The sequence below is a fragment of the Varibaculum massiliense genome, from assembly GCF_900106855.1.
In the GTDB taxonomy this organism is placed as follows: domain Bacteria; phylum Actinomycetota; class Actinomycetes; order Actinomycetales; family Actinomycetaceae; genus Varibaculum; species Varibaculum massiliense.
The window spans coordinates 496138-515107 of sequence record NZ_FNWI01000004.1 but is presented as its reverse complement, the minus strand read 5'-3'; the positions used below and the strand labels follow the sequence as shown (position 1 = coordinate 515107).

Here is an 18970-nt window from a genome sequence, read left to right as displayed (position 1 = left end):
CTCCATGGCGTTTTTGCTGGGAATAATAATTCTGGTTATCGGGCTAATCATCTCTATTGGCCTGCATGAATGTGGACATTTGCTGCCCGCTAAGAAATTCGGGGCGTTAGTTCCTCAGTTCATGATTGGTTTTGGGCCCACCTTGTTTTCGCGTAAACGGGGGGAAACCGAGTACGGGGTAAAAGCTATCCTCTTGGGGGGATACTGCCGGATTTTGGGAATGTATGGGCCGGGCGACCCGGATCAGTTTGGATACAAACTTGACGGTAAGAAACTTTCGGTACGTCAGGCGCGTGCCTTGGAGCCGCAGCAAGCCGAAAACTTGGTTCCTACCTGGTCGCAAGAAGCCCGCGATGCCTCGCTAGCAGAAATCCCCCTAGAGCAGCGTTCCCGCGCCTTTTATAACTTACCGGTACGGCATCGCCTGGTAGTGATGTTCGGCGGACCGGTCATGAATCTATTCCTAGCGTTCGTGCTGATGGGGGTAGCTATGTTGGGGATTGGGATTGCCACCCCTACCACTACAGTCGATAAAGCGGTTTGCCTAAAAGCCGGTCAGGTGGTCGAATGCTCCCAGGAGGGAGCCCAGCCGTCACCGGGAGCCAAAGCCGGAATTAAATCCGGGGATGTATTGCTTGCCTGGAACGGTAAGAAAATCAACACCTGGGAAGACCTGCGCAAATATGCGCAGGCAACTCATGGAGACGCTACCGTTTCGGTGCGGCGCGACGGGGAAGTTCTTGACCTACACCTTTCCGGGGTAGAGGGGAAAGCCGGTCTCTATGCACGTTCGGTACGGCAAAGCACTGGGCTTGCCACCTACGGGCAAACCATGTGGCAAATGTTCTACCAAACCGGGGCAGTAGTCTTAAAACTGCCGGTAGCAGTATGGAATGTAGGGGTTTCAGTGTTTACCGACACTCCGCGAGATAGCTCCGGCATCATGTCGGTATTGGGGGTAGGGCGCATCGCCGGAGAAATCGGTTCCGCCCCGGCCACCCAAATAACCTTGGCTGACCGTGCCGGAGGGCTGCTTTCCCTATTGGCTTCGCTAAATATGGCGCTGTTTGTATTCAACCTGATTCCGCTGCCTCCGCTAGATGGCGGCCATATTGCCGGAGCCTGTTGGCAAGGAATTAAAAACGGCTATGCGCGGCTGCGTTCTCGTCCCGCTCCCGGTCCCATCGATGCCGCGAAAGCGGTGCCACTAACATACCTGGTGGCGGGGCTGTTGATTGCGATGACCGTGCTGCTGATGGTGGCCGATATTGTGGATCCGATTCGCTTGCCGTAGCTTCCGGCGATATTACTAACGGTCGAACTTCCGATATCAGCCTCAGGATGCCCGTGATACAGCGAGGAACAGCGCCGGTAGAGAGGGAAGTCTTGGGGAAAGTAGGGGTTTAGCGGCTTAGGCGTCATAATAGGAACGTGAGTGTTGAACTAGGAATGCCGGAAGTTAAGCCGATGGGTTTTCCGCGGAAGAAAACTCGCAAGATTCATTGCGGAAGCGTAGCTATCGGGGGAGACGCCCCGATTAGTGTGCAATCTATGTGCACCACCAAAACTACCGATATTGGGGCTACCTTGCAGCAGATAGCGGCGCTTACCGCTGCAGGGTGCGATATTGTGCGAGTAGCGTGCCCCAGCGCGGATGACGCGGAGGCACTGCCGATAATCGCCCAAAAATCTACTATTCCGGTGGTAGCTGATATTCATTTCCAACCTAAATATGTATTCGCTGCCATTGAAGGCGGGTGCGCCGGAGTGCGGGTTAACCCCGGAAATATCCGCAAATTCGATGACCAGGTGGAAGAAATCACCAAATGCGCCCGCCAGCACGGCACCGCTTTGCGGATCGGAATCAACGCCGGTTCCCTGGACCCGCGGGTAATGGCGCGCCACGGTAAAGCCACCCCGGAAGCCTTGGCGGAATCCGCGGTTAATGAGGCGCGGCTCTTTGAACAATACGATTTTCACGACTTTGCAATCTCGGTTAAACACCATGACCCGGTAACCATGATTCGCGCCTATGAACTGCTGAGTGAAATGGGGGATTGGCCGCTGCACTTGGGAGTAACCGAGGCGGGACCGGCTTTCCAAGGCACTATTAAATCCGCGACCGCCTTCGGGGCCCTGCTGCGTCAAGGTATCGGGGATACTATCCGGGTTTCTCTCTCTGCTGATCCGGTAGAAGAAATCAAAGTCGGGATTGAAATCCTGCAATCCATGGGGCTAAAAGAACGCACCCTGGAGATTGTTTCCTGCCCCTCTTGCGGACGCGCCCAAGTCGATGTTTACACTTTGGCAAACGCCGTCACCGATGCGCTAAAAGACGAGATTAAAGTGCCGCTGCGTGTAGCGGTGATGGGTTGCGTTGTAAACGGTCCTGGCGAGGCACGCGAAGCCGACCTGGGGGTAGCCAGCGGTAACGGTAAAGGCAAGATCTTTATCAAAGGTAAAGTGATCAAGACGGTTCCCGAGGAAGAAATCGTGCCTACCCTGATTGCGGAGGCTCACCGCCAAGCCGAGCTGCTAGGTCTAGAAGAAGGCTCTGGCGAAGTTGAGGTAACCGTTTAGTCCATCGAGACAGAAGCGGGAAAAGCGCTCGGGGGACCCCGGTGAGCCTCGTAAAAATGACAAGGGCGTATTTGGAACTTTCTAATTGGGGACGTATCCGATTCTGAAGGTAATGGTTAATAACGTGTCCCTCTCGCATCTTTTCCCACTCCTGCCCTAAAAATCCTAAAGCCTAGAGGGTTTTCTCGCGGGGAGGATTGATTTTTCCTCCTGCCCAAGAATTCGGAAAACGTAGCGACGTTTCCCGAATTCTTATGCCCACCGCGCCTACTCGGATAAAACCAATCCTCCCCGCTTAAGTCCAGCCTGAGCGCTTATCTTTTCTCATTCCTCCACGAAAACCCCGACACCCTAGCGACGTTTACCGAATTCTTGAGCTCAAGGGTCTTACCGCTTTCCTTTTGAATAGCCGGGTATCCGAAGTTGAAACCATGCGAATAAAGGCTGCCAGCTCGGATAAAAACGACCTTCCCCGTTTAAGCCGCCCGTCTTTTTATTGTTTCCCCGCGCCGTTTCCTGCAGGAATACATCGTCAACGCAAGTTTGCTCTTGGCACTTCAAGCTGGGCGTAGAGTCCTTGTCTACGACCGTAACCCCGAGCGCGAGAGAGAAGTTTTATCCGAGTCGGCTAGGCGGGCGTAAAACTCGCAACTGTCCGCGGGCAGTTGCGAGTTTTTGGGCGGGAGGAAAACTTCTCGCTCGCGCGGATCTAGCGGATAGCTCCCGCGCTCCTACTACAGAAGCCTTTAACAAGATTCCTGCGAGGCGGGCGCGGTTTAGGTTCCTTTGAATCATCTACTAAACTGGCGAACGTGGCTTACAATATGTCGACTTATTTTGTCAGGACTTTGCGGGAAGACCCGGTAGATGCCGAGGTGGATTCCCATAAACTGCTGGTGCGCGCCGGTTATATTCGCCGCGCCGCGCCCGGGATTTACACTTGGACCCCCCTGGGGCTGCGCACGATTCGGCGCGTAGAACAGGTAGTACGCGAAGAAATGGATCGGATCGGCGCCCTCGAGGTGGCTTTTCCGGCGCTGCTGCCGCGCGAACCCTATGAAGCGACCAACCGTTGGGAGGAGTTCGGGCCTTCCCTGTTTAAGCTGCAGGATCGCAAGGGCGCTGACTACCTGTTGGCACCCACTCACGAAGAAATGTTCACCCTGCTGGTGAAAGACTTTTATTCTTCCTACAAGGATTTGCCAGTCGTCCTCTACCAGATAAAAGAAAAGTATCGGGACGAGGCGCGCCCCCGGGCTGGCCTGATTCGCGGACGCGAATTCATTATGAAGGACGCCTACTCTTTCAATATTGATGATGAAGGACTGGAAGCCTCCTACCAAGAGCAGCGCCGCGCCTATCAGCGGATTTACTCGCGGCTGGGGCTAGATTTCGTGATTTGTTCCGCGATGGCAGGCGCTATGGGAGGCTCCCGCTCTGAAGAATTTATATTCCCCTGCGCTATTGGGGAAGATACTTTTGTGCGCTCTGAGGGCGGTTATGCGGCCAATGTGGAGGCCGTGACCACTATTGCCCCGGAGCCGAAAGATTATTCGCAGGTTCCGGCGGCAATTGAACGTAAAACCCCTGGTGCACACACTATTGAAGCGCTAGTGGAATACTCGAATGAGCATTTCCCCCGCAAAGATGGTCGGGTGTGGAATAAAGCTGACACTTTGAAAGCCTTCATGGTTGCTGCCACCTATGCGGATGGGAAACGGGAAGTGCTGCTCCTGGGAGTACCCGGGGATCGCGAGATTGATATGCGCCGCCTGGAGGCTTCTCTGGGGGCAGATGTGGAAATGGCTACCCCGGAAGATATGGCCGCTTACCCCAATATCGTGCCAGGCTTTACCGGTCCTACCTGTGCCGGGCCTGATCATCCGGATCGGAAAGTAGACGAGGACGGGAATATTACTGGCAGCCCCCGCTGCCTCCTAGATCCGCGGGTAGTGGAAGGTACCGAATGGATCGCGGGTGCCGGTAAAGAAGACACCCATATTTATCACCTGGTGGCCGGCAGAGATTTCCGCGGTGACGGCTTTATTGAAGCCGCCGAAGTGCGCGATGGGGATCCGGCGCCTGATGGTTCCGGAGCCTTGCAGACCGCCCGCGGGATTGAAATCGGGCATATATTCGCCCTCGGAACAAAGTATTCCGAAGCCCTGGGGTTAAACGTACTAGATCAAAACGGAAAATCCCAGGTAGTTACCATGGGTTCCTACGGCATCGGAGTCTCCCGGGTCATGGCTGCTATCGCCGAGGAATATCACGATGAGGTGGGGCTCAAATGGCCCACCAATGTGGCGCCCTTCCAGGCACACGTGCTGGTTACTGGTAAAGGGGCAGAACTTTTCGAGGCCGCGCAAAAGCTGGGAGACCAGCTCACCGCCGCCGGAATCGATACTTTGATTGATGACCGCAAGAAAGTCTCTGCCGGGGTAAAGTTCAAGGATGCGGAACTGCTAGGTATGCCCTGGCTGGTAGTGATTGGGCGCGGGCTCAAAGAAGGAACCGTGGAAGTGCGCTGCCGCGCCACTGGCGAACGCAGCGAAATCCCAGTTGCAGATGCCTTCCAGTATGTCAGTGACAGGGTGCGCAGCGACCTTGCGAAAGCCTATGCACGGGCAGAAAAAATCGTTCCGGCAGCTGCGGTGGCAGCGGGTAGCGAGGAGGAATAACCATGGCTTTTCGAGAAATCAGAGTAATCGGTGACCCGATTTTGCGTACCCCCTGTGAACCGGTGGGCGAGATCGATGAACATATAAAACAGCTGGTAGAAGACCTGCTGGAAACGGTAGATGCCGACGGGCGGGCCGGTCTCGCCGCCAACCAGATTGGCGTGGGGCTGCGGGCTTTCTCCTGGAATATTGATGGGGAAGTTGACTATATTCTTAATCCTCGGCTGGTAGAAGTTTCTGAAGACGAATACCAAGACGGCGATGAAGGGTGCCTTTCGGTGCCGGGACTGTTCTTCCCCTGTCAGCGCGCCTGGTATGCGCGTGCCGAAGGGATTGACCTGGATGGCAAGCCGAAAGTGGTTGAGGGCGAAGAACTGATGGGGCGTTGCATCCAGCATGAATGTGACCACCTCGATGGGCATCTCTATCTTGATCGCCTGGATCGCTTAACGCGCCGCAAAGCTTTCAAAGAGATTCGCGAAAAAGGTCTGTAGCTGCCCTCTGAAATCGCACTTAAGCACGGGGGCTATATTTATCCTCCTGCCCAAAAACTCGAAAAAGCCGTTGGCGTTTTCGAGTTTTACGCCCGCCTAGCCTTATCGGACAAATATAGCCCCCGCGCAAGAGCCTGGACGCGAGGGCTGTGTTTGTCCTCCCGCCCAAGAATTTGGAAAACGTAGCGGATTCATTGCCGTTTTATGCCCATACCCGGTGAGTTTCATATTTTCAGCTAGGTATCCGAAGTTGGAGCTTTCGATGGAGAGTCTGCCAAACCCAGCCCCCGCGCGTTCATCTGGTTCCCTCTTGTATCTTTCCTCGCGCGCAAAACCACAGGTGTCACATTAGCCTCAGTGGTCACAAAATTGGTGGTCAGAGGCTTTTGGGCTTGTTGAAAGTCGCTATCGAGGGCAAAATAGAAACAGAGACACCGCGTGTCATCACTCTTTGAGGGCGCACAGGCCGTTGGGGAAGACGAACCTTGCGAGCACTAAAGGAGAAGCGATGAACAAGGATTACACCCGCGGTGTACTTTTCGTACACTCATGCCCCCGTGCGCTTTCTAGTCACGTGGAATGGGCGGTTGGCGCGGTTCTAGATCAACGCGTCAACCTAGAGTGGACGGAGCAGCCTGCCCAACCGGGAATGTTCCGCTCGGAACTGTCCTGGGTGGGGCAGATTGGTACCGGTGCCAAGCTGGCCTCTGCCTTGCGTGGCTGGGAACATCTGCGTTTCGAGGTTACCGAGGACGCCTCCATAAATAACAATGGAGGACGCTGGTCATATACCCCTGACCTGGGAATCTTTCATGCCCAAACCGATGTGGTGGGCAACGTAGTGGTGCCGGAGGATCGGGTACGCTCTGCACTCGCCCAAGGTAGCCAAGAAGAGTTGCGGCGGCTCCTGGACTTGGCGCTGGGAACCGCCTGGGATGAAGAACTCGAGCCTTTCCGCTACGCCGGAGCGGGCGCGCCGGTGCGTTGGCTGCACCGAGTGGGCTGAGATGGCGCTAGATGCTGATGCCCTAGCGGCGCTCGCTGATTTTGGTAAAAACCTGCCTGGTGGCTCGGAGGGCGAAAGCGGGGGAGAGGATGAGTCGGCGCGTACTGCTGCCCCGGAATCCGGGGCGGTTTATGAGGAAAGTAGCGCTAGTGACCCGGATGCCTCCTCGGAAAATATATACCCTGCCTGGGAAAACTTTAGTGGTGAACCAGCGGTTATAGCTTCTCTGCTAGAGGCCGTTGTCACGGAAACTGGCAGTGAACAGGCGGATCTGCAGCCGGCGACGGAGTTGAGGACGCAGTTGGATTTCGATGATCTGTCACTGTATGCGGTAGTGGCACGGCTTGAAGGGGAACTGGGTCAAAAACGCTCCGATACTCAGATCGCCAAATGCGAAACTTTGGGGCAGTTGGCTAGCTTATATCAAAGTCACTAATCCGATAGCTATTCCAGCTATCAACTTTAATCAGGGGTTTACCTGGCTTTTAGATTTCGTTAAAAATACCGTGTTAGTCTGGAAATAATCGTAAATTCTGATGGAAGGGTTAAATATGGATGACGCAGATGCAGCTGCAGGTGTAGCTACAGCTATTGGGATAGGGATCATTGTTTCGATGTTGATCGCCTTGGCTCTAGAAATCCTGTTTATTTGGTTGGTATACCGAGACACCAAGAAATACTCTGATGCCGCCTGGGAACGCTCGGGACAAAGTAAGGTGCTTTGGCTGGTCTTAGCTTTCTTCTTAGGTGTTATCGGATTGGCGATTTATTTTCTGGCCATCGCTCCCAAAGTACGCGAAGCAGACATGGCCATAAAATCTGGTCAAGCTCCTGGCTACGCTCAGGTAGGTCTAAACGGCCAATACGGCCAATATGGGCAAAACGGACAGTTTGCCCAAGGTAACCCTTCCGTGCAGGCGCCTCCAAGTGGAGATTCTGGACAGGTAAACCAGGGTGAACAGTTCCCTCCTTCGCAACCTCAGGGGTAGTTGCAGAATGGGTTAGTGTCAGGCAGGCTTTAAGCGCATTTGCTTTGCCAAGTTGCAGTGTTTGGGCGTGTCGGAGCTAATTGTTAAATATCTGAGATAGCTTTAAAAACACAATAACCTAACATTCCATCCGGCGAGAGGAAATATTTCCTCTCGCCGGATTTGTTTTTTGCTTTCCCCTCATTCTTATCTGGCGTCTACTTCCGTTAGTGCTGCTGGCAGTTATCGTTGGCTCGACTGTGGTATTGAAATAGAAAACCCTTGGTTCACTCAAGTAGTTGCTAGTTTTTCTATTCTTAAAAATATATAATGACGCTATATAACTTTCACCTGGGTTTTTGCTCATGCGCCCTTCATGGGTTGTGAGAATTCATTAAAGCTTAAGAGGGGATAGGAAAGATGAAAACTCAAAAAACTCATGGTTGTACTTGCAAGCGTAGCGCTGGGGCTGGGGCTTGCTGGGTGTACGGGCAGTGCTGATAAGAAGGCAGAGGATACTCCTAAGCCTCCCTCTATTAGTCAGGTGGAAAAGCAAAAGCAGCAGGAGGCTAAAGCAAAGGCTGCAGCAGAGACGAAGGCCAAGGCGGAACAAGAAGCCAAAGCCAAGGCGGATGCTGCTGCTAAGGCACAGGCCGCTGCTAAGGCTAAAGCACCTGCCCCTGCCAAAGCTCAGCCCAAGGCACGTAACTATCAGCCGATATCAACGTAAGGCGCAGCCTAAACGGCGCTACCAGGCTCCTCGCCGCCCCGGTAGCACTGCTGCCAAGCCAAAGGGGAACAGCGGCAGCAGTAAGGGTGGCTGGTCTAATGGCTCGGTAGATACCAAAGATGGTAAGAACTGGTACGTAAAAGATGGAGTTGATGAAGTCCACGTATGCGGCGACACCGAGGGCAACTCCTGGCCCTGCTAAGTAAACTGAACGTTTAAGACCTTGTAGCCCTAGCGATTTGCTGGGGCTACAAGTGTATTGGGGACGCAATTCCCTGTCCGACCCGAAAACCTATCTACCTGCATTTTCATTTTGGAAATCCTTTTTACGCATTACCAATAGTGGAAGCGAAAAACATAAAAGGAGGACTTTCCAAGATGATACAAAAAGTATCTAAACGCTTGGTGTTGCTAGCTGCCTTGGTAGCGTTAGCACTGAGCGTTAAAGTTCCACTATCAATGCCTAAGGCTGAGTCGAAAGCTGTAGGGCCTGGGTACTGGATTAGTATCGGGTGGTTTACCGCTCGGTTTGCGCGAGTTCTTTTAGGCGCTGGCGGAGGGCTTCAGCGTCGCCGAGGGCGTCATAGAGCGCGTCCTCGGAAAGTACCCCGCGAGGCAAATCTTCCGGCAAAAGCCCCTGGTTGTCGGCTTCTAGATCTTCCCACCAGGCTTTTCCGGAATAGTAGCTATCCAAGGCGCGATAATCGTCCCACATCTGCTCATAGGTATCCAACGCGCCCTCAACAGTTGCAATCGCGTCATTTAGGCGCACCAGCGCCGCCTCCATCTGCGAAACCCGCCCGATTATCTCCGCGGAAACTTGAGTTTTTTCCATAGCGCTATCCTCCCACACCTCGCACCTTACCGCTTATCTAAATAAACGTCTCCGGAGGGCGCGCCTGCCGCTGCTAACCAGTCCGGCAGTTATTCCGGTGGCAGGAAAAACTAAAATCCCCTCAAAGCTATTGACCCCCTAGAACGCTTGTAGTACCTTGTACTACAAAAGGGGAGGGTGAGAGATGGCATTTTCCATTCGGATGAGTGCAGAAGAAAAAGCACTAGCCACCAGCTATGCGAACCTGCATTCCGTTACCTTGGCAGAAGCCTTTCGGCAGGCACTTTTTGAAAAGATCGAGGACGAGTTCGACCTGGCAGTGGCCGATGAGGCTCATCGCGAGTGGGTGGAGGACGGAAAGAAATCGTACTCCTGGGATGAGTTCAAGAAAGAGCTCGACCTGTGAAATACCAGTTCCGGGTAACCGCCAGGTTCAAAAGGCAGTTTCGCAAACTCGATCGCTACACTCAGCGCATGATTAGCAACTGGATTGATAAAAACCTGGTGGAAACCACCGATCCCCGCAGCCACGGAAAACCGCTGCGCGGAAACTATGCGGGGCAGTGGCGATACCGCATCGGAAACTACCGGCTTATCTGCGAAATTGAGGATGATTACTTCTATATTCAAGCCTTAGCTATTGGACATCGCAAAGAAATTTATCGGTAGTTGTAGCGGAGGCAACTATAGGGAAATCCTGCGAAAGCCGGGGTTGTCCGTAGAATCGAAAAGTGGCTTAATGCGGTCCAGTGCCTTTTAGACAGGTGAATACCTATTCCGGAATTAGCAGGGTATTACCTCCAAAAAGTAGGGGGGCGGCCACCGCTCGGTGGGCGCCCCCCGGATGCGATTAGTATCAGATATTACTGTTCGCCAGAAGAACCGGCGTTTGGATTTAGCAGGTCATAGCGTTTTACTGCTTGCGAAACCACCGAGCGATCCTGAAGAACCCCGTCCTCATTCAAAGCCTCCAAGGCCTGAACTACCAGGGACTCTGCATCAATCAAGAAGTGACGACGCGCGGCGGCTCGGGTATCGGAATACCCGAAGTCGGAAGCGCCGAGCACCTTATAGCGTCCCGGCACCCAGGGGCGAATCATATCGGGAACCAGATGGTCATAATCCGAAGTCGCGATCACCGGTCCGGTAGCATTACGGAGCCGCTGAGTAATGTATGGCAGGCGGTATTCCTCATCCGCATGAATCAGGTTGTGGCGATCGCTCTCCATACCGTCCCGGCGCAGCTCATGCCAGCTGGTTACCGACCAGACTGCGGCATCAACCCCCCAATCCTGCATCAAAAGTTTTTGTGCCTGCAGCGCCCAAGGCACCGAAATCCCCGAGGCCAGCAGCTCCACTTTCGGTCCTCCATTTTCATAGTGACCGGTCAAGGCGTACATGCCGCTTAAGATTCCCTCGACATCTACTCCCTCGGGTTCTGCCGGCTGCTGAATCGCCTCGTTATAGACCGTCAAATAGTACATGACGTTCTGGTCACGTCCATCGGAGCCGTCCCCATACATTCGCTGCATACCGTCACGAATAATATGCCGCAGCTCGTAGGCATAAGCCGGATCGTACTGCACAAATGCCGGGTTAGTGGCGGCAATAATCGGGGAGTGACCATCGGCGTGCTGCAGACCCTCACCTGTCAAAGTAGTACGCCCCGCGGTTCCCCCAATCACGAAGCCCCGCGCGAGCTGATCGCCAGCCGCCCAGAACTGGTCGCCCGTCCTCTGGAAACCAAACATCGAGTAGAACAGGTAGAAGGGAATCATCGGTTCCCCGTTCGACATATAGGAGGTACCGGCCACCTGGAAAGCCGCCGCTGCACCCGCCTCATTAATCCCGGGGTGCAGAATCTGCCCGTCCCGCCCCTCCGAATAATGCAGCATCAAATTTTCATCTACCGCAGTGTAATTCATACCCAGGGTGTTATAGATCTTCGCCGAAGGGAACATAGAATCCATCCCGAAAGTACGCGCCTCATCGGGCACAATCGGTACGATTCGCTTGCCAAACTCTTCGTCTTTCAAGAACTCTTTCATCAGGCGCACCAGCGCCATCGTAGTGGCAACCTTCTGCTTACCCGAACCACCCTTGAGGACGTCATAAACGGAATCCTCCGGCAAAGAAAGCTGCATCTGATTACGTTCTTTAGGACGCGAAGGCAAGAATCCCCCCAACTTCTCCCGCCGCTCAAACATGTATTGCAACGAAGGATGATCTTGCGGGGGACGGTAATAGGGAGGTAGCTGCGGATCTTTCTCCAGCTGTTCATCGGTAATCGGAATATGCAACCGGTCCCGCAGCGCCTTCAAATCTTTCAAGGTCAGCTTCTTCATCTGGTGAGTAGAGTTGCGCCCCGCGAAAGTCTCACCCAGCACATACCCCTTAATAGTGTGCGCCAAGATTACAGTCGGCTGTCCCTTATGCGCCATGGCTGCATGATAGGCGGCGTAAACCTTGCGGTAATCGTGACCGCCCCGCCGCAAATCCCAAATTTCTTCATCGGTCCAATCCTCCACCATTTTCGCGGTGCGAGGATCGCGGCCAAAGAAATGTTCGCGCACATAAGCGCCATCATTAGCTTTGAAAGTCTGGTAGTCACCATCCAGGCACTCGGTCATAACTTTCAGCAGCGCATGGTCATGATCTTTAGCCAGCAACCGATCCCAGCCGCGCCCCCAAATCACCTTGATAACGTTCCACCCGGCGCCTCGGAAGAAGGACTCTAGTTCCTGAATAATCTGTCCGTTACCGCGCACCGGGCCATCCAGGCGCTGCAGGTTACAGTTCACCACAAAAGTGAGGTTGTCGAGCTTTTGTTGCCCCGCCAGCTGCAGCATCCCCCGCGATTCCGGTTCATCCATCTCCCCATCACCCAGGAAAGCCCAAGTGTGCTGGTCAGAGCAGTCTTTAATTCCGCGATTAGTTAAGTAGGTGTCGAACCAGGCTTGCGTGATTGCCTCAGCCGGGCCTAGCCCCATCGAAACCGTGGGGTATTCCCAAAACTCCGGCAGGTGCCGCGGATGCGGGTAAGAAGGCAGCCCATGCGGAGCTTGCGATAGTTCCTGGCGGAAACCATCCATATCTTCCTCAGAGAGCCGCCCCTCTAAGAAAGCGCGCGCATAAACACCCGGGGAGGCATGTCCTTGGAAAAACACGTGATCCCCGCCGCCCGGGTGCGACTTGCCTCGGAAGAAATGGTTAAAGCCCACCTCGTAAAGAGTAGAAATCGAGGCGTAGGAAGAAATATGACCCCCCACGTGTACCCCTTGACGTTGCGCGCGGGTAACCTGCACCGCCGCATTCCAGCGCATCCAGCGGCGATAGTCCCGCTCGATACGTTCATCGCCCGGGAAAGCCGGTTCATCATGCGGCTTAATCGTATTAGTGAAAGGGGTGTTCAGGTTCGCGGGCACCGCCACGTTTTGCTCGCCCGCCGCTGAAAGCATCCGCAACAAAAGATCGCGAGTACGCTCCGGACCGCGTTCTTTAATCAAATCATCCAAAGAATCCAGCCACTCGCGGGTTTCTTGGGGATCAGGATCCGGTAGGGCGTTAGCTAACTGGTGTACAGAATCCAGTGATGCCTTATTTTCGCTCATAGATTTCGTTGCTCCTCCAACAGAAAAAACCATACGCACCTAATTGTTATCTATTTCCGTGGCTTTCGCTAGTGTTGCCCGGAAAACAATGAACACCCTCCGCAAGCAAGCATGCAGGCAATAAAGCCAGGGACGTTTTTCTGCCCGCCTGGAAGCTGCCTTGAATTTCTTCTAGCAGAGAAAATAGGGGAAGGGAACGACCGGGAAAGCGTAGGTAAGCAGAAAAATAGGTAAATCAGGGCGCGTTTATCTCAAAGCGCGCCTACGCGTTTCCTCCTATTGCTTTAATCATGTAACTTAGAGAGCGTGGAAACCACACGCGAAAGGCATGAAAGTTCCCTATCCGTTTCAGAGATGGGGTTTAAGAAAGAACAAGTCATTCAGGAATTTGGTTGGGACGAGGACGTCGATGAAGATCTTCGCCAAGCCATAATGGATCAAATAGACGATGATCTCCAAGATGAAGATTTCACCGCGATGACCGATGGCGCCCTAATCTGGTGGCGTGACGATGACGGCGATGCTGATGATCTCTCCGATGCGCTGATGGACGCGATGGGCAATATGGATGAAGGGGGATTGATTTGGGTACTCAGCCCAATCGCCTCCGACCCCGGTGCCGTTGACCCGCGTCTAATCGAAGAGGCCGCAAAAACGGCGGGTATGAATCCCACCACCTCTGACGTGGTTTCTGCGCATTGGGCAGGCACCCAAATAGTTTCCCGCGGCCGCTAAGTGTTTTAAACCGCTCCGAGTATCTCCGGTATTTAAAACGTCTCCCCAGGTGGAGGCGGTGTAGCTGATTCCTGTTGGGATTACGCGTCATTTTCTCAATCAAACCCGAGGGACTGGGCTGAGAAAAGCGCTCGGGGGATCCCGGTGAGTCTTGCTGCGCTCGGTTCAAGCCCCCTCTCGCATCTTTTCCCGCCCCAACCCTTAGAGCCTTGTATGGAAGAGAAAAGATTGCCGAACTAAGAAAATGTTATGGAAGTAAGCCACAATGAGTGTTAGTAATCCCTGCGGGATTACACACAATTTCGTCTCCCTCACTAATACGAAAACCCGAACGGTTTTCGTGCCGTTCGGGCTCCTCATTGTGGGCCCAGAGGGACTCGAACCCCCGACATCCACGGTGTAAACGTGACGCTCTAACCAACTGAGCTATAGGCCCTAGACCTGTTAAAGAATACCCAATAGCGCGAAAGAAACAAACTTCGCGGGCTGTGAGATGTGTCGAACTTACTCAATCAGTTCCACTGAAACAATCCGCCGTCCACATTTCCCGCGCGCCTTTTGCAGCTAACGCGAGGTCATGGGAAAATGAAATAAGCCAAGAATACCAAGGGAGGCGGCGCAAATACCTGCGGAAACGGAAGTCAGTAAACAAGACCTGGACAGAGCCTATGAACTGGTGCGCCGCGTGCGTGACCGGAGCTTAAACCGGCGCAAAACTGATTCCTCCCCGGGCAGCGTCCCGGCAAATGCCCCCAAAAGCTCCCCGCGCTACTACCCAGATGCCAACACCCCCAAAGAAGGGTTAGAACTGCTGGATTGGGGCGGTACCGCCCTGACCAAACAAAGCTCCCACGGCGGGGATTTCTCCCGGAAGCTACGCGAAGATTTTCAACGCACAAATGCCTCTGACCTGGATATTTCCGAGGTTGAGTATCGGCGGGTACAGCTAGAAAAAGTTTTCCTAGTCGGCATTTACGATTCGGATCGTGCCAGTGCCCAGCAGTCCCTAGCGGAGCTGGCAGCCCTCGCCCAAACCGCGGGAGCAGAGCTGGTAGGCGCCGCCCTACAGCGGCGCAGCGCCCCGGATGCCGCAACTTTCGTAGGGCGCGGGAAAGCCAAACAGTTAGCCGAACAAGTGGCGACCCTGGAAGCCGATACCGTGATTGTAAATGCGCAGTTGCAACCCTCACAACGCCGCGGTCTAGAGGACCAAGTCAAGGTGAAAGTGATTGACCGCACCGCCGTAATCCTGGATATTTTCGCCCAACACGCCTCCTCCAGGGAAGGCAAAGCGCAAGTCGAATTAGCGCAACTGCAATACTTACTGCCGCGCCTACGGGGCTGGGGACAGTCAATGTCCCGTCAGGCGGGCGGGCGCGTATCCGGGGGTGCTGGTATTGGTGCGCGCGGCCCGGGCGAAACCAAACTGGAAACTGACCGCCGCCGGATTACCAAGCGAATTGCGAAACTGCGCCGGGAAATCAAGCAGATGAAAAAAGCGCGAGACACTAAACGGGAAAGTCGCCTCAGCAGCTACCTGCCTTCGGTGGTAATCGTGGGATACACCAACGCCGGGAAATCCTCCCTGTTAAACGTACTGGTAGATGCGGATGTGATGGTGCAAGACGCCCTATTTGCCACCCTGGATCCCACGGTGCGGCAAGCAGAAACTCCCGATGGACGCGCCTACACTTTGTCCGACACTGTAGGTTTTATTGACGAACTCCCGCACGAACTGGTGGAGGCTTTCCGCTCTACCCTGGAAGAAGTCGAATACGCCGATGTAATCGTGCACGTGGTGGATGCCAGTCACCACAACCCCGTCCAACAGGTAGAAACCGTACATGAAGTGCTAGCGGATCTGCCGAACGTTTCCCGCATCCCCGAGATTATCGTCCTCAATAAATCCGATCTGGTAGATGCCCTGCACCTACGGGCGCTGCAATCGGCACTTGCAAGCGGAATCCCGCTATCTACCCGCACCGGGCAAGGCCTAGACCAGCTACGGGAGGCAATCGGCGAGGCGCTACCTCCTCCCGCTAAACCCATTGACTACGTGATTCCCTACGACCAATCGGCACTGGTAGCGAGGCTACACGAGGAAGGTATCGTAGACAAAGTGGAATACTTAGAAAACGGCACCCACGTGGTAGGACGCGCCGGGCCTGCGCTTGCCCAAGCCATCTTAGAGGCGGCGAATTAGATGGAGAATCCCGCAGCCTCCCCGTTAGTAGCCACCGCCGATAGAGGCAAAGGTGGAGGCGGTAAAGACGCCCAGATGGCACGGAAAATCCTCAGTACCTGCATCAGTCAGATTGGCGGAAGTGAACGCGCCCAACAGGTGCAAATGTGCAACCTGGTTGCCCGCTCGTTTTCCCTGCCCGGCAGTCAATTGGTGGGGGCAGGAACCGGTACCGGAAAATCTCTTGCCTACCTGGCAGCGGCCTTCCAAAGGGCAATCGAACATGGGGACAGAGTAGTAATCTCCACTGCCACCTTGGCTCTGCAACGTCAGTTGCTTACCTGTGATATCCCCACAGTCGTGAGTGCCTGCCGCGAACTTGGTTACCCTCCTCCCACGGTGGCGGTATTAAAGGGCTGGTCAAACTATATTTGTCGCTGGAAATTAGCGGCTCCCGAAGAAATCGAGGGATTGTTCCCCAGCTATGAGGCAGCCGAATATTCCCCCAGCAATATCGGTAAACAGCTGCAGCGCCTGCGAGACTGGGCAGAAGAAACCGACAGCGGTGACCGGGATGAACTTCAGCGGGGAGTGTCCTTAGCTGCCTGGCAGCAAGTCTCGATTTCTCCCAACCAATGTCAAGGTAAAACCTGCCGCTTCTTTACCGATTGTTTTCCGCGCGATGCCCGTCTGAAAGCCCAAGACGCCGATATCATCATCACTAACCATGCTTTACTGTCCATCCAGGCGCTGACCAGTGCAGAGCTACTGCCAGAGTTCGACCTCTTGATCGTAGATGAAGCCCACGAACTGCCTTCCCGCGCCCGCTCCCAAGCCTGTGTAAGCCTCGCGGGCGGTACTATAGAAAAAGTAGCGCGGGGAGTGAGCAAACATTTCCACCTTCCAGTTACCGCCCTGGAAAAAGCGGGCAAAGATTTTACGAAAATCCTAGAGGCGCTGGACGAGGGCGAACTGAACGAACTGCCAAAGAAACTAGAAACCACCTTAACCACGCTGCAAATAGAACTCTCCGATATTTCCGGGGAAGTCACCAACAGCGCCGATGAGGATGAACAACGGGTAAAACAGCGCATCGTCCTCGCCCAGATTGAAGAAGCCTTAGATGCGTGCGAGATAATCGCGGCCTTTGACCCGGAAAAATCGGCCGCCTGGATCGCGGAAGAAAAATCCGGAAGCCGCCGCCTGTATAGCGGCTCTTTGGATGTGGGCGGGGATCTTTATACCCACCTATTTAAGGGACATTCCTGCGTACTCACTTCGGCAACTATGCAGCTGGGGGGATCTTTTGAGGCGATTGCGACTCGTTTAGGATTCCGGGACAAGAACGTTTGGCAAGGCAGTGACCTGGGCAGCCCCTTTAACTATCGGAAGCAAGGAATACTGTATGTGGCCGCAGATTTGCCGCGCCCGGGACGCTCCGGCTTGAGCGAAGCCGCTTTGGAAAGAAGCCTAGAGCTAGCCGAGGCTGCCGGCGGCGGAGTTTTGGGGCTGTTTTCTTCCTATAAAGCTGCTAAGCAAGCCGCCGAGTATTTCGCTAAGGAAAGCGACTTGCAGATATTCCTGCAGGGGGAGGCCCCGATAAATCAACTGATAGACGACTTTGCAGCCAGTAAAAACTCTTGCCTGTTTGGTACCCTGTCCCTTTGGCAAGGAGTAGATTTGCCTGGCGACAAATGCCGCCTCGTCCTCATCGATCGTATCCCCTTCCCGCGGCCTAATGACCCCTATATTTCTGCCCGCACCCGGGCGGCCCAGGCTCAAGGGCGCAGCGGATTTGCTGAGGTTTCTCTGTCTCACGCGGCCTTACTTTTAGCGCAGGGAGTCGGTAGATTGATTCGCACCCACTCGGATCGGGGAGTAGTGGCGGTGCTAGACCAGCGTCTAATCAACGCCCGATATGCGGGCTACCTGCTGAAATCAATACCGCCATTTTGGCGAACTACCGACTGTCAAACAGTGCTCGGGGCGCTAGGGCGGTTGGGGAACCCAGGCGAAGGGGACAAGTAGCTATTCCGCAAGCCTAAAAGCCGGCAAAGTCACCTCGGCAATTAGGTCGTTCTTCACCGGAAAATCCTGGCAGTAGCAGGTAACTTTAGAAGTAGAAGATTGATTCCCGCCTAAAGGAGAAACCATGTCCAAAGAACGCGCCAATTCTCTCTACCCTGCGTCGATGCTTACTCGCCGCTCCAAAGTTGGGATTGTAGGTGCCGGATTCGTGGGAACCGCCCTGGCTTATGCCTGCCAGATTAAGGGCGCAGCGCGTGAAATCGCCCTCTTTGATATTAATAAAGCCAAAGTTGAGGCCGAGGCGCTGGATTTGGCTCACGGGATTCAGTTCACCCCCGCGGCTTCCATCTCAGGTTCTGATGATGTTGAGGTATTGCGGGACGCGGATGTAATCGTGATAACCGCTGGTCCCCAGCAAAAACCCGGGCAATCGCGCCTCGATATGGTGCAGGCGATGGTCAACATCATGAACTCGATTTTGCCGAAAGTGTTAAAAGTGGCGCCCGATGCCATCTATATTTTGGTTTCTAACCCGGTAGATATCGCCACCTATATGGCTTTGAAGATGAGCGGACTACCCTCGCACCAGGTATTTGGTTCCGGTACCGTGCTTGATACCTCCCGGATGCGCTATCTAATCTCCCAAGAAACCGGGGTGGCGGTGCAAAACGTGCATGCCTATATCGCCGGGGAGCATGGCGATTCGGAAGTACCCCTGTGGTCTAGTGCCGAGATCGGAAACGTGCCACTTTCCCGCTGGGGAGCCACAGTCAATGGCGGAATTTTTGATGACAAACTGAAACAGCGTATCTCTAAAGATGTAGTCGAATCCGCCTACCGGATAATCGAAGGCAAAGGGGTCACTAACTTTGCAATCGGACTTTCCGTCACCAATATCATTTCTGCAGTTATGCGCGATGAAGACCGGGTACTGACGGTATCTTCGCTGCTTGATAACTGGAATGGGATTTCCGGAGTATGTATGGCAGCTCCCACCCTGGTGGGGCGTTCCGGGGTAGGGCGGGTGCTAGATCCCCCCATCACTCTTAATGAGCGTGATGCCCTCACTCGCAGCGCCGAAAAACTTTCCGAGGTAGCTAAATCGGTAGGCCTCTAGCTA

16 protein-coding genes and 1 tRNA gene are annotated in these 18970 nt (G+C 54.3%); 14 read left to right on the top strand and 3 right to left on the bottom strand.

The window, feature by feature from the left end; all coding sequences use genetic code 11:
• The first annotated feature begins 4 nt into the window (after positions 1–4).
• The 8 genes from BQ5456_RS02375 to BQ5456_RS10470 all read left to right on the top strand — a co-directional run bounded on the left by BQ5456_RS02375 (position 5) and on the right by BQ5456_RS10470 (position 8459).
• Entirely contained in the window at positions 5–1294 is a 1290-nt protein-coding gene (locus tag BQ5456_RS02375) for a M50 family metallopeptidase (protein WP_071128581.1), read from the top strand.
• 155 nt (positions 1295–1449) lie between these two features.
• Positions 1450–2580 carry a flavodoxin-dependent (E)-4-hydroxy-3-methylbut-2-enyl-diphosphate synthase gene (gene ispG / locus BQ5456_RS02370; protein ID WP_071128580.1) on the top strand — a complete coding sequence of 377 codons (1131 nt, stop codon included), beginning with the start codon at positions 1450–1452 and terminating at the stop codon, positions 2578–2580.
• 812 nt (positions 2581–3392) lie between these two features.
• The gene (locus BQ5456_RS02365) at positions 3393–5261 is read left to right on the top strand and encodes a proline--tRNA ligase (RefSeq protein WP_143037003.1); all 1869 of its coding nucleotides are present in this window, start codon (positions 3393–3395) and stop codon (positions 5259–5261) included.
• A gap of 2 nt (positions 5262–5263) precedes the next feature.
• On the top strand, positions 5264–5755 hold the full coding sequence (gene def, locus BQ5456_RS02360; protein WP_022864049.1) for a peptide deformylase: 492 nt from the start codon (positions 5264–5266) through the stop codon (positions 5753–5755).
• A 508-nt stretch (positions 5756–6263) separates the two neighbouring features.
• Positions 6264–6761, top strand: coding sequence for a DUF3145 domain-containing protein (locus BQ5456_RS02355; protein WP_071128579.1), 498 nt, complete (start codon positions 6264–6266; stop codon positions 6759–6761).
• Positions 6691–7197 (top strand): acyl carrier protein, encoded by a 507-nt coding sequence (locus tag BQ5456_RS02350; protein ID WP_083378310.1) that lies wholly within the window; start codon positions 6691–6693, stop codon positions 7195–7197. The genes BQ5456_RS02355 and BQ5456_RS02350 overlap by 71 nt, the downstream gene beginning before the upstream one ends.
• Positions 7198–7312: 115 nt before the next feature.
• Positions 7313–7750: a hypothetical protein gene (locus tag BQ5456_RS02345; RefSeq protein ID WP_071128577.1), complete on the top strand. Its 438-nt coding sequence runs from the start codon at positions 7313–7315 to the stop codon at positions 7748–7750.
• 418 nt (positions 7751–8168) lie between these two features.
• The gene (locus tag BQ5456_RS10470; protein WP_071128576.1) at positions 8169–8459 is read left to right on the top strand and encodes a hypothetical protein; all 291 of its coding nucleotides are present in this window, start codon (positions 8169–8171) and stop codon (positions 8457–8459) included.
• Between the two features lie 517 nt (positions 8460–8976).
• Here BQ5456_RS10470 and BQ5456_RS02335 read toward each other — a convergent pair.
• Positions 8977–9294, bottom strand: a complete 318-nt coding sequence (locus BQ5456_RS02335) for a DUF4298 domain-containing protein (RefSeq protein WP_071128575.1) — start codon at positions 9292–9294, stop codon at positions 8977–8979.
• Positions 9295–9478: 184 nt separating this feature from the next.
• Here BQ5456_RS02335 and relB point away from each other — a divergent pair, with 184 nt between their 5' ends.
• Both relB and BQ5456_RS02325 read left to right on the top strand, forming a co-directional pair.
• Positions 9479–9700, top strand: a complete 222-nt coding sequence (gene relB, locus BQ5456_RS02330) for a type II toxin-antitoxin system RelB family antitoxin (RefSeq protein WP_071128574.1) — start codon at positions 9479–9481, stop codon at positions 9698–9700.
• On the top strand, positions 9697–9963 hold the full coding sequence (locus tag BQ5456_RS02325; RefSeq protein ID WP_071128573.1) for a type II toxin-antitoxin system RelE family toxin: 267 nt from the start codon (positions 9697–9699) through the stop codon (positions 9961–9963). Before relB ends, BQ5456_RS02325 begins: the two co-directional genes overlap by 4 nt.
• A gap of 194 nt (positions 9964–10157) precedes the next feature.
• On the opposite strand, the gene aceE is transcribed toward BQ5456_RS02325, so the two are convergent.
• Entirely contained in the window at positions 10158–12905 is a 2748-nt protein-coding gene (aceE, locus tag BQ5456_RS02320; protein WP_071128572.1) for a pyruvate dehydrogenase (acetyl-transferring), homodimeric type, read from the bottom strand.
• 306 nt (positions 12906–13211) lie between these two features.
• Between aceE and BQ5456_RS02315 the strand changes: the two genes are divergently transcribed.
• Positions 13212–13640, top strand: coding sequence for a DUF3052 domain-containing protein (locus BQ5456_RS02315; RefSeq protein ID WP_328585295.1), 429 nt, complete (start codon positions 13212–13214; stop codon positions 13638–13640).
• 362 nt (positions 13641–14002) lie between these two features.
• Here the strand turns inward: BQ5456_RS02315 and BQ5456_RS02310 are convergent.
• A tRNA-Val gene (locus BQ5456_RS02310) sits at positions 14003–14076 on the bottom strand.
• A 249-nt stretch (positions 14077–14325) separates the two neighbouring features.
• Here BQ5456_RS02310 and hflX point away from each other — a divergent pair.
• The 3 genes from hflX (at position 14326) to BQ5456_RS02295 (ending at position 18967) form a co-directional block, all read left to right on the top strand.
• Positions 14326–15843 carry a GTPase HflX gene (gene hflX, locus BQ5456_RS02305; RefSeq protein WP_083378309.1) on the top strand — a complete coding sequence of 506 codons (1518 nt, stop codon included), beginning with the start codon at positions 14326–14328 and terminating at the stop codon, positions 15841–15843.
• Positions 15844–17850: an ATP-dependent DNA helicase gene (locus BQ5456_RS02300; protein ID WP_083378308.1), complete on the top strand. Its 2007-nt coding sequence runs from the start codon at positions 15844–15846 to the stop codon at positions 17848–17850. It begins immediately after the preceding gene.
• 124 nt (positions 17851–17974) lie between these two features.
• Positions 17975–18967 carry an L-lactate dehydrogenase gene (locus BQ5456_RS02295; RefSeq protein WP_071128570.1) on the top strand — a complete coding sequence of 331 codons (993 nt, stop codon included), beginning with the start codon at positions 17975–17977 and terminating at the stop codon, positions 18965–18967.
• Positions 18968–18970: the final 3 nt, after the last annotated feature.